The 11815-nt window shown below is 72.2% G+C and carries 6 protein-coding genes; 3 read left to right on the top strand and 3 right to left on the bottom strand.

Translation table 11 applies throughout. The annotated features are described in order from the left end of the window. Positions 1-78: 78 nt before the first annotated feature. The gene (locus LZ198_RS25705) at positions 79-369 is read right to left on the bottom strand and encodes a hypothetical protein (RefSeq protein ID WP_253974690.1); all 291 of its coding nucleotides are present in this window, start codon (positions 367-369) and stop codon (positions 79-81) included. A 183-nt stretch (positions 370-552) separates the two neighbouring features. On the opposite strand from LZ198_RS25705, the gene LZ198_RS25700 reads away from it, so the two are divergent. Continuing rightward, positions 553-2670 (top strand): BamA/TamA family outer membrane protein, encoded by a 2118-nt coding sequence (locus LZ198_RS25700; protein ID WP_253974689.1) that lies wholly within the window; start codon positions 553-555, stop codon positions 2668-2670. Continuing rightward, positions 2667-7388 (top strand): translocation/assembly module TamB domain-containing protein, encoded by a 4722-nt coding sequence (locus LZ198_RS25695; protein WP_253974688.1) that lies wholly within the window; start codon positions 2667-2669, stop codon positions 7386-7388. The genes LZ198_RS25700 and LZ198_RS25695 overlap by 4 nt, the downstream gene beginning before the upstream one ends. A gap of 29 nt (positions 7389-7417) precedes the next feature. On the opposite strand, the gene LZ198_RS25690 is transcribed toward LZ198_RS25695, so the two are convergent. Then, positions 7418-8470: a hypothetical protein gene (locus LZ198_RS25690; protein ID WP_253974687.1), complete on the bottom strand. Its 1053-nt coding sequence runs from the start codon at positions 8468-8470 to the stop codon at positions 7418-7420. Positions 8471-8692: 222 nt separating this feature from the next. Here LZ198_RS25690 and LZ198_RS25685 point away from each other — a divergent pair, with 222 nt between their 5' ends. After that, positions 8693-10018: a hypothetical protein gene (locus tag LZ198_RS25685; RefSeq protein WP_253974686.1), complete on the top strand. Its 1326-nt coding sequence runs from the start codon at positions 8693-8695 to the stop codon at positions 10016-10018. Positions 10019-10037: 19 nt separating this feature from the next. Here LZ198_RS25685 and LZ198_RS25680 read toward each other — a convergent pair whose 3' ends face one another. Continuing rightward, a complete protein-coding gene (locus LZ198_RS25680) occupies positions 10038-11738 on the bottom strand; it encodes a hypothetical protein (protein WP_253974685.1) in 1701 nt (566 codons plus the stop codon). Between the last annotated feature and the right edge of the window lie 77 nt (positions 11739-11815).

The following is an 11815-nucleotide window of genomic DNA, read 5'->3' as shown; positions in this document are numbered from 1 at the left end:
AGGCCCCGGCCGGGAGCGGACCTCCCGGCCCCGGGGGCCCCGCGGGGCGTCACCCCGGTCCGGAGCCCCTCCACTTCATCAGTCGATGCACTTCACCTGGCCGGGGAAGCCGTCGAAGATGGCGCAGCGGCGGTTGGAGTTCGCGCACTCCAGCCGCTCGCAGATGTCGTCGGTGATGCACAGCGGCGGGGAGCGACCGAAATCGAAGAACAACTCCGCGCAGAACTCGTAGGCACCGGTGCAGCCCACGGAGCTGCAGTACGGGGCGTCCGCCAGGCTCTCGCCTTCCTTGAGCCGCACGACCTCGTCCTCGTCCACGCCGCAGGCGGAGCCGAGCGCCGAGAGCACACCGAAAACCAGGAGCCGCATTCGCCGGGACTGGACCATGGGGCCCAATCTGGCGCACCTCGGCCCGGCTTGCACGCGACTCTCCCCGGAGGGCAAGGACCAGCGGACACACGCGCCGGCGCCGGGACGTTGGAATGCGACAATGGCGGACGAACGTCCACCTGGAGACGCGTCAGACGCTTGCCTTCCGGGTATGAACACCCCGTGGCCGTCGACCTTCTCCGAATCCTCCGCCTCGCCACGCTCGCCGTGCCCCTGTGGCTCACGGCGTGTGCCACCACGTCCACTCCGCCCCCGGGTCCCAAGGTCGTCAGCCTGGACATCGAGGGCACGAAGCAGGTGAAGAAAGGGGCCATCAAGGACCGCATCCTCACCTCGGAGACGCCGTGGTGGGCGTTCTGGCCCTTCGGAGGGCCCCACTACTTCGACCCCAACGCGTGGCAGGCGGACCTGCGCCGCATCGAGCGCTACTACCAGGCCCAGGGCTTCTACCAGGCCGAGGTCGTGAACAGCGACGTGAAGCAGGAGGACGGCAACGAGGTGGCGCTGTCCGTCCAGGTGAGCGAGGGCGAGCCCACGCGCATCGGGGACATCACCGTCACCGGCCTGGAGGCCCTGACGCCGGAGCACCGCGAGCGGGTGGAGGCCAAGCTGCCCCTCGAGAAGGGCGACGTGTTCCGCGAGGGCCCCTGGGAAGAGGTGAAGGGGCTCATCCAGGACCGGCTCAAGGACCTGGGCTACGCGGAGGCGGAGGTGACGGGCGAGGTGCAGGTGGACGTGGAGACGCGGCTGGCGAACGTGCGGCTCGACGCGAAGCCGGGGCTGCGCTACCGCTTCGGCAACACGTTCGTCGCCACGGACGCCAACCCCCAGGTGCCACCGCGCCGCATCATCGAGCAGGTGCAGGGCTCGCTGAAGAAGGGAGACTGGTACAGCGAGACGGCGCTGGCGGACGCCCAGGCGCGCGTGTTCCGGATGGGCGTGTTCGGCGCGGTGAAGGTGAACCGGGGCGCGCCGGACCGCGAGTCCGCGTCCGTGCCGGTGGTGGTGGACGTGCGCGAGGCGCCCTTCCGGTCCGTGCGGCTGGGCGGCGGTGTCGGCGTGGACGCGGCCCGGCAGGAGGGACGCCTGCTGGGGGAGTGGACCCACCGCAACTTCCTGGGCGGCCTGCGCCGCGTGACGGTGCGGGGGCGCGTGGGCTACGCGTACATCCCCAACATCCTGTCCTCCACGAAGCACGGCCCCGTCTTCGAGGTGACGGGCGAATACGAGCAGCCCCGCTTCCTGCTGCGGGACCTGCGGCAGCAGTCGTCCATCACCCTGGAGAAGGGCCTGGAGCAGGCGTACGACTACTACGGGGGCCGGCTCCAGACGGGCGTCATCTGGCAGCCGCACCGCAGCTTCTCCGTCTTCCCGTCCTACAACCTCCAGATCTACCGGCTGTCGGGGCGCGTGAGCGCGGACTCGCGCGTGCCGCCGGTGGTGCTCGGCTGCCCCGCGGACCAGACGCAGTGCAACGTGGCGCTGAGCTTCCTCGAGGTGGCCTTCGCGTGGGACCGGCGCGACGACCCCATCGAGCCCCGGGACGGCTTCTACCTGAGCCTGTCCGTCCAGAAGGGCGGCGGCATCCTCCAGGGTGACTTCACCTACGTGCGCGTGTTGCCGGACCTGCGCTTCTACCGCTCGTTCGGACAGGACCGGCAGGTGGTGCTGGCCGCCAAGCTGCGCCTGGGCACGCTCAACCCCGCGAACGACACGCAGAGCTCCATCGTCACGCGCTTCTTCTCCGGCGGCGCCACGTCCATGCGCGGCTTCAACGGCCAGCGCCTGTCGCCCATGGTCGCGCTGCCCAGGACGGAGGACCTGGACGGGGACGGCGTGCCGGAGACGACGCAGACCTCGGAGTGGGACACGGTGCCGGTGGGCGGCAACAGCCTCTTCGAGTCGTCGGTGGAGCTGCGCTACCAGCTGTCCAGCAGCATCATGGTAGCGGCCTTCTGGGACTCGGGCCTGGTGGGCGTGGAGGGCTTCGAGCACCGGGGAGCGCCCACGCTGTTCGGTCCCGACCACTACCACGCGGTGGGCCTGGGGCTGCGCTACCTCACGGTGGTGGGCCCGGTGCGGCTGGACCTCGCGCGCCGGTTGAACATCGGCCGGGGATTGCCCGTCGCCACGCCGGGGTACATCTATCCCACTGCCGGTGGCTGCTTCGGCATCGGCAGCAAGTGGAAGCAGGATGGCCCCACCTCCCGCTCGGACACGTTCGCGGGAGCGCCAGACGGACAGTGCGCGCTGCACCTGTCCATTGGAGAGGCGTTTTGAGCGCGCGACGCTGGGGGCGACGGCTGCGGTGGGGGGCGCTCGGGCTCGTGGCCCTGGTCGTGCTCGTCGTGCTGGGCGCGCTCACCTGGTTGACCTCCTCGCCCGGGGAGGCGTTCCTCGTGAGCAAGGGGCTCGAGCTGGCGAACGAGCAGTTCTCCGGCCGGCTGGAGGTGGGCGCGCTGGACCTGACGCCGCCGGGCGCCGTCCTCACGGGGGTGAAGCTGTACGACCCGGAGGGCGAGCTGGTGGCGGAGATTGCCCGCGTGGAGGCGCGCGTGCGGCTGGGCGGCCTCTTGAGCCAGCGGGTGGACCTGACCGAGGTGCGCGTGGACGCGCCCCGGCTGTACCTCGCCCAGGACGAGCGGGGCCTCAACCTGTCGCGGGCCCTCGCGCCCCGGGTGCCCAAGCCCGAGGAGCCGCCCTCCCCTCGCGGCAAGCTGCGCGTGGAGGCGCGCGACGTGGTGCTGACACAGGGCTACGTCGACTTCCGGCAGGAGCTGGAGGACGGCGGTGAGCGCAGGGCGCGGCTGTCGGCGCTCGAGGCGCGCGCCTCCGGCCACTTCGCGGCGGCGACCCAGGGCGTGGGCGCGAAGCTGGAGGCCACCGCCGCGCTCGAGCTGCCCACGAAGGGGCCGGTGCGGCTGCGCGTGGAGGGCGGCGGCGAGGAGGGCGACCTGCGCGCCACGCTGGACCTGGAGGCCGCGGGGCTGGTGCTCGACGCGAGCGGCGCGGTGAAGCTGCCGCCCGAGCCGCCTCCGGGCCAGCCGCCCACCGCCGCGCTGACGGCGGAGCTGGACCTGCGGCGGCTGTCGGTCCCGCCGGAGCTGGTGCGCGGCTTCGCGCCGGAGTACCCGCTGCGCGTCCCCGTGTCGCTCGAGGGCAAGGCGGGCCTGGCCGGCGACGTGGCGCGTGTCACCGCCCAGGCGCGCGCCGCCGACGCGAGGCTGGACGTGGACGGGGACCTCGACCTGGAGCACCTGCGCACGCGCGGCGTGACGGTGAAGGCGCGCGACGTGGACCTCTCCGCGCTGCTGGACGAGGGCCCGAAGACGAACCTGTCCGCGGACCTGAAGGCGCGCGGAGGTGGCACGCGGCTGGAGACGCTGGACGGCGAGGTGGACCTCACCGTGTCCCCGTCGCGCTTGCTGGGCCAGCCGCTGGGGCCCGTGGAGCTGCACGCGCGCGCGAAGGACGGCCAGTACACGCTGGAGCGGTTGCTGGTGCTGGTGCCGGGCGCGTCGCTCCAGGCCAGGGGCGTGGGCAACCTGGACGCGCTGCGCGTGGACGCGAGCCTCTCGGCGGGCAACCTGGCGCTGCTGTCCAACGCGCTGACGAAGCTGCTCCCCGGCGCGGTGCCGCCGCTGGCGGGCAGCGGCACGCTGGAGCTGCGGGCGGAGGGGCCGCCGCGGGCGCCGGCCGTCAGCGCGGAGGGCATGTTCACCTCGCTGGTCTACGGCGACATCGCGGTGCGCAACCTCACCCTCGACGCGAAGGTGCCGGACGTGACGCGGCCCTTCACCACGGACGCCACGCTGCTGGTGGGCTCGCTGCACGCGGGCGGGCGCGACTTCCGCGACCTGTCCGCCACCATCGCCACGGACGACCGGAACCTGGAGGCCACCGTGCGCGCGATGCATGACGCGCCGCTGGGCCTCATGCTGGGCGGCGTGGTGGACGAGGACGGCCAGGGCCTGGCCGTGCGGACGCTGACGCTGTCGTGGCCGGAGGCGACGTGGAAGCTCCAGCGCCCCACGCACGTGGGCTTCGGCGGGGGCCGCGTGGCGGTGGAGCCCGCGCTGGTGCTCTCCGCGGGGTCCCAGTCGCTCTCCGTGGTGGGGGCCCTGGCGGGCGAGCAGCTCACCGCGCGCGTGGAGCTGGACGGCGTGGACCTGGGGCTCCTGCCGCGCGTGGCCGTGCCGGAGTCGTTGGGGCTGGGCGGCACGGTGACGGGCTTCGCCGCGGCGACGGGCCGGCTGCCGAGGCCCGACGCGCAAGCGCGGCTCCAGTGGCGGGATGGCCGGGCGAAGGGCTACGAGCAGCTCCAGGTCCTGGTCGACGCGCGCTACGTGAAGGACCGCGCCTCGGGCCGGCTGGAGGCCAGCCTGCCGGTGGCGCGGCTCGGCGCGGACTTCGACGTGCCGGTGCAGGGGCTCCTGCGCCGGCGCCGCGACCCCATGTCCCTGAACGTGAAGCTGGAGGACGTGGACGTGGCCGGGACGGTGAAGCTCGTCGGCCGCGAGGACCCGGTGGGCGGCAGCGTGTCCGCGCAGCTGGAGGTCTCCGGCCCCGCGCGCGAGCCGAAGGTGTCCTTCGTGATGCGCGGCCGGCAGCTCACCTATACGGCGCCGCCGCCGGGCTTCTCGCTGAAGGACCCGCTGGACCTGGAGCTGCGCGCGGCGTCGGACCGCGAGGACGACACGCTGGACGCGCGGCTGGACATCCAGGGCCTGGGCTCGCAGACGTATGTGTCGCTGCGCACGCCCTTCACGCCCTCCGGCCTGTTGGCGAATCCCCCCACGCTGGAGACGCTCCTGACGACCGTGCTGGACCTGGAGGCGCGCGTGGCGGACCTGCCCCTGGCCTCGTTCGAGGGCGTGGGTGGGCTGGAGCAGGCGGGCGGCACGGTGTCCGCGCAGTTGAACTTCACCGGCTCCGCGCTGGTGCCCCAGGCCCGCCTGAACGTGACGGGCCAGGCGCTCACCGCCTACGGCCTGCCGCCGGTGGACACCCAACTGGGCGTCGTGGGCACCGACAAGAACGTGAAGGTGACGCTCGCCTCGCAGCGAGACGACGGGCCGCTGGCGCAGTTGGACGCCACGCTGGACGCGCCCCTGGGCGCGCTGCAGGACCGCGAGGTCTACGGCCACATCCCCTTCCAGCTCAAGGGGCGCCTGGGGCCGGTGGACCTGCAGCACCTGCCCGGCGTGGCGAAGGCGCGCGTGCAGGGCGTGGGCACGCCCCGGGGCAAGGCGGCGCGCGGCATCCAGGGCGTGCTCTCCGTGGAGATGGGCGCGCGCGGGACGCTGGACACGCCCCGGGTGGAGCTCACCGCGGGCGTGCAGAAGCTGGGCATGGGCGACCTCGCGCTGGGACAGGCGCGGCTGCACTACGGCTACGCGGAGGCGCGATCCGCGTTCGACCTCCTGCTCACCTCCCCGTCGGGCGGCACGCTGCTGGTGGACGGCGGCCTGCGGATGGACGTGTCGCTGCCGGCCATCCAGCGAGGCCTGGAGACCGCGAAGGCCCCCGTGGAGGTGAAGCTGGAGGCGCGCGACTTCGACCCCACCTTCCTCTCCGGCTCGGTGGAGATGCTGCGCAGCATCGGCGGGATGATTCGCGCGGACGCGAAGCTGGACGGCACGCTCGGAGCGCCCGGCTTCCAGGGCCGGCTGACGTGGCGGGACGGACGGCTGGGATTGATGGGGCTGGGCGAGTACCGCGAAATCCAACTGGACCTCGAGGCCAGCCGCGAGAAGCTCGCGGTGAAGACGCTGTCGGCGAAGGCCGGCGCCGGAACGCTGACGCTGGAGGCGCCCCTGACGGCGACGCGCAACGGCGCGGGCGAGTTCGAGCTGACCTCCGACAAGGCGAGGCCCTACCCGCTGGTCGCCCGCAACTTCCCCATCATCTACGACGACCAGTTGATGGCGCTGCTCAGCATGCGCGCCAAGGTGGAGGGCACCCTCACCAACCAGCTCGTCAACCTGCGCAACGTCTCCATCCCCGAGGCCACCATCGAGCTGCCGGAGGTCAAGCGCAAGGACCTCCAGGCGTTGGAGCGGCCCGACGACATCGTGCTCGTGCGCAAGGGCGTGCCCATCGAGCGGCGCAGGCGCCGGCAACAGCAGCTCCCGTCACCGGGAGAGCCCACGCCGCAAGCGCAGCCCCCCTCCGCGGAGGCCACGCCTCCCCCCGCGGTCGTCGCCACCGGCGGCAGCGGCGAGGAGGACACGGACGAGGGCGAGGGGAACGCGCGTCCGCGCAGCTATTGGATCAACGTGAACGCGCCCCGCAACCTGTGGGTGAAGGGCTCCGACCTCAACGTGGAGCTGGGGCTGTCCGAGGACTTCCGCGTCGAGTACACGGACACGGCGCGCTTGTTCGGGCAGGTCCGCGTGCTGCGCGGCCGGGTGGACGTGCTGGGCCGCCGCTTCGACGTGCAGCGCGACAGCATGGTGAGCTTCACCGGCCCCGCCGCCGTCCCGTACATCAACGTCACCGCCGAGCACCGCAACGAGAGCGCCAACGTCACGGTGTTCGTCACCATCCGTGGCCAGGGGCGCGACATCACCCTCAAGCCCACGAGCGAGCCGCCACTGCCGGAGTCCGAAATCTACACGCTGCTGGCCACCGGCCGCCGCACCCTCGAGCGCGGCTCCGGCGCGTCCATGACGGCCAGCGCCCAGGCGGCCTCCGTGGTGGGCTCGCTCGTCGCCAACGAGGCCCGCAAGGCCCTGGCCGCGAAGCTGCCGCTGGACGTGCTCTCCATCGAGGCGGGCGGCGCGGGCTTCGCCGGCACCAAGCTGGAGGTGGGCACCTACGTGACGGACAAGATCTACGTCGGCTACACCGGCCGCGTGGGCGCCAACATCCAGCAGGGGGAGAACTCCAACGCGGTCCGCTTCGAGTACCAGTTCAGCCCGCGCTGGAGCCTGGAAGGCCAGTATGGCGACGCGCGCTCGGGCGGCCTCGACCTCATCTGGAGCAACGAGTACTGAGGCCGCCCGCGGTCATCCCCGGGTGGGGACTACAGCGCGTACATCTCGAAGCACGCGCCCACCGGGCCCGCGCCGCCCTGAGGTGCCGCGGGCGCGCTCACCCAGCCGCCCTCCACGCCGCACTGCTGCCAGGACTGGTTGGAGGCGGACTGCACGCAGGTGCGCGCGGGCACCGAGCGCCCCAGCGTCACGGACGAACACCACGGCCAGGACTGGGTGCAGTTGCCGGGCTTCGTGGTGCTGCCCGCGGTGAACACGCCGGAGACACACTGCCGCCACATCGCGTCCGACGAGCTCTGCACGCAGCCCAGGTCGGGCACCGTCGTGCCCGCCGTCTCCGACACGCAGCCCGCCGACGCGCTGCCCCAGTCGAAGCCGCTGTCCGCGTAGCGGTGGTAGACGACCGCCACCAGCGACGAGCCGCCCACCGTGGCGCGGCCACACTGCGTCGCGTACGCGCCCACCCAGGGGGTGTAGGTGTAGAGCGCCGCCGTGGCCTTGTTCGTCGGCGTCGCCGTGCACGGGTCCAGCGTCGCCTTCGCCGTGCCCACCTTCCACCCGGACACCGTGGCGCGCCCCGCGTCCAGGTCCGTGAAGTAGCCTCGCAGCTTCTTCGCCGAGCATTCGACCTGCTTGCCGAAGCCGGTGTATTGCGCGTCGCACCCGCTGCCGTCCGGACAACCACAGCCGGTGGCCTTGGCCAGGTTGGTGGAGGTGCCGCTCTGCACCAGGCTCGACTCCACCTGGATGCGCGCCAGCATGTACACCGGGCTGATGCCATACGCCGTGGAGCGCTCGACGATGAGCGTCGCCGCGGACTTGTTGGCGAAGGCCGGGTCCTTGTACGTCGCCAGATACGAGCCCTGCTGCTCCAGGAACGCCTGCACCTTCGCCGCCGTCACCCACTGGTGCCCCAGCAGGTGCGAGTCCTCCAACAGCCGGTGCATGTCGTACTTCGTCGTGGCCGCCTGGAGCACCTCACCGGTCAGCTCGTCGATGACCACACCATCCGACTCCTCCACCGGACCACAACCCACCGCCAGCAGCAGGGGCACGGCCAGCCACCACAGTCGCGTCTTCATGCAACGTCCTCGAGGGGGATTCGCCGCGACCGAGGAGCGGACCGAACCACCCAGCGGGCGCGGCTTGGGGGGAGCCGCATCGTCTAGTCAGGGCGGCAGGAATGACTCAAGCAATTCTTGACATGAAAGACTAACATACATTTATCGCATACCTGGATGAGGCCCCCCGCGGGCCGAGCGCGAGCACGTGCGTGAGCTGGAAGGAGTACCCTCTTCGTCCCCATGCGCCATCCCTCCTCCTCCCCGTGGCCGCAGTGCGTTGCGACTCTCTCCCTGGCCCTGGTCGTGCTCGCGAGCTGCGGCGGCGGCGGCGAGAAGCCGCCCACGGGAGGCCCCGATGGTGGCGGCGTTCCGGATGGAGGCTCGCCGGATGGAGGGCCTGGACCAGGGCCGTCGGGCTGCCTGAACGGGCCCTTCCTGACGTCGCTCCAGCGGAACCACCTGCTGGTGGGCGCGCAGATGGAGGACAGCACGGCGGCGAGCGCGCCCTTCGACGTGCACTACCTGTACATCGCCGGTGGCCTGTTCGATTCGAACGACGCGTGCAACTCGTGTCGCAGCAACTGCACCAGCAGCGGCACCACCTGCGCGCAGGGTGGCTGCGCGTGGTGGGGGTGCTGGCAGGACGTGTCGCAGGCACCGGGTGACTACGTGCGCGGCTTCTCGTCGCGCGCCACGGGGCGTGGACAGCTCCCGTTCATCACCTACTACCAGCACCTGCTGGGCAGCGGCGTCGGCGAAGGGCAGCAGCAGGTGGGCGCGCTCAACAACCTGGGCTTCATGCGCCGCTACCTCGCGGACTGGCGCTTCACGCTGAAGCAGGTGGGCACCACGCGCGCGTTGCTGCACATCGAGCCGGACCTCTGGGGCTACCTCCAGTTCTTCTCCAATGGAGACCCGCGCTCGGTGCCCGCGCAGGTGGCCACCGCCAACAGCACCGACTGTGGCGCGTTCGAGAACAACGCGGCGGGCATGGCGCGCTGCATGGTGGCCATGGCGCGCAAGTACGCGCCCAACGCGAAGGTGGGCCTGCACGCCAGCCCCTGGGCCACGAAGCAGGACGTGTACCTCAACGAGAACACGTCCTTCGACGTCGAGGGCGAGGCCCGCAAGGTCGCCGACTTCCTGTTGGCCCTGGGCGCCGCCGACACCGACTTCGTGGTGGTGGAGGCCTCCGACCGCGACGCGGGCTACTACGACAGCATCGGCGAGGCCACGTGGTGGGACGCCAACAACACCTCCCTGCCCAACTTCCGTCAGGCCTTCACCTGGGCCCGCGCCCTCTCCGAGCGGATGCAGAAGCCGAACTTCTGGTGGCAGCTCCCCGTGGGCAACATGAGCCTTCCGAACACGAACCAGCGCTGGCGCGACAACCGCGTGGACTACTTCTTCGCGCACGCGGACGAGGTCGCCGCCGCGCACGCGGTGGGCTTCTCGTTCGGCGCCGGCGAGGGACAGCAGACGTCGCCGGAGACGGACAACGGCAACCTCGTGCGCCGCGTGCGCCTCTACGACGAGACCGGCGGACAGGGCGTCTGCACACCGTAGGCGTCGCGCGCCCCGCCGCTCAGAACAGCCGGGAGAACGAGGGCCGTGCCTGGGGGCGCGGCGTCCACCGCTGCCCATCGCGGGGCAGCCAGAGCAGGTGGAAGCGGGCCGCCCGCCCCTCGTAGCGCACCCCATGCTCGCCGCGGGCCAGGCGCACCTCGGCCCGTGTCACTCGCGCGCCGTCGATGAACAGCGCGCCCTGGTCGAGGGCGTCGGCGGGCTCGACGAAGTAGCGGGCCTCTCGCACCGCGAGGAAGCGGTCCTCGAGCACGCCCGTCCCGGGGACGTCGTATCGCTGCCCCCACAGGTGGAGGTCGCCGTCGAGCGGCTGGTAGTGCCTGTCCAGGAACCGCCGCAGCGCGGGTGGCAACCCGGAGGTCCGCAGGTCGTCCACGCGCAGCACGCAGCCACTCGAAACGAGCGCCTCGGGCACCTCGCGGGAGAGCACGTCGGGGATGGCGCCGCGCAGGTAGGCGTCCGTGTAGAAGTAGAAGTGCGCGTGCGGGCGGCTCACGTAGCCGCCCGAGTTGTCGTAGACCACGTCCTCCGGTCCGGTGAGCGTCGCGATGCGCGCGAACACCTCGCGCTGGCGCGCGTTGCCATCACCCGCCAGCAGCTGCTCCAGGCGCCACGCCTGCATCCCCACGAGCACCACCAACGCCGTGGCGCAGGCCGCGCGAGCCCAGGACACGCGAGGCGCGGCCACGAGCCACAGGGCGCCCCGCGCCATGAAGGGCGCGAGCACACCCAGGAAGGGCAGCAGGCTGTACGGGAACGGCGCGCGCTGCAGCGCGAACGAGCCGAACGTCGCCGGCACCGCGAGCAACAGCGGGAGGTCCGCGTCCGCCCACCGCGAGGGCCCCGAACGCCACCACGCGCGCAACGACACGGCGAAGCCCAGCGCGGCGAGCAGGAGGAGCCAGGACTGCTCCTCCGCCACCGGGCCCAGGTACTCGGATGCCGGGAAGCCCGGGTAGCGCTGCTGGTGCTCCGCGGCCCAGACGAAGCACCACTGCCACCACGCGCCCCATGACGCCGTCGCGGTGAGATAGGCCGCCACGCTCGCGAGCCCCAGGCCCAGGCCCGACAGGAAGCCCAGGGGATGGCCCACGAGCGCGGGCACCCGCCCCCGCCGCAGCGCGATGTCCACCGCGAGCACGACCCCCACGAGCCCACCGAAGAACAGCACCTTCTGCGAGGCCCAGACGGCACCGACGAGGAGCAGCCCCCCGGCGAAGCCACGCGCCCTCGTGGACGGCCGCATCGACAGGGCCGCCAGCGCGCCCAGGAACAACGCGGCGGCCAGCGCGTCCGGACGAATCTCCGTGGCGAAGCGCGTGAAGGGCGTCAGGGCGAGCAACAGCAGCGGCGCCAACCACGCGGCGGGGCGCCCCTCGCGCCGGTTGAGCAGGGCCACCGCGCCACACGCCCCCGCCAGGGGGACGAGCATCGCCGCGCGCAACGCGAGCACCGCGACCGGCGCGTCCCCGACCCCCCAGAACAGCGGCGCGAGCACCTGGTAGACGAACGGGAAGTGGACCTCGAAGAAGTCCCGGTACGGCACCTGCCCCCGGGCCACGAGCCACGCGGCGTGGGCGTACTGGAACTCGTCGATGCTGAAGGCCTTGTGCAGCGCCAGCCGCACCGCCTGGAACGCGAACCCGAGGAGGCTCGCACCCAGCCCCCACCGCAGGACGCGGCCTCTCCATCCGTCCGTCATCGGCGCCCTCATACCGCGAACGCCTCGCCGCCTCCGCCCTCGTCACGACCTGGGTGGGGTCTGAATCACCCTGCCGC

The organism is Myxococcus dinghuensis, assembly GCF_024198235.1.
Classification (GTDB): domain Bacteria; phylum Myxococcota; class Myxococcia; order Myxococcales; family Myxococcaceae; genus Myxococcus; species Myxococcus dinghuensis.
This window is presented reverse-complemented; position numbering and strand designations above follow the sequence as displayed.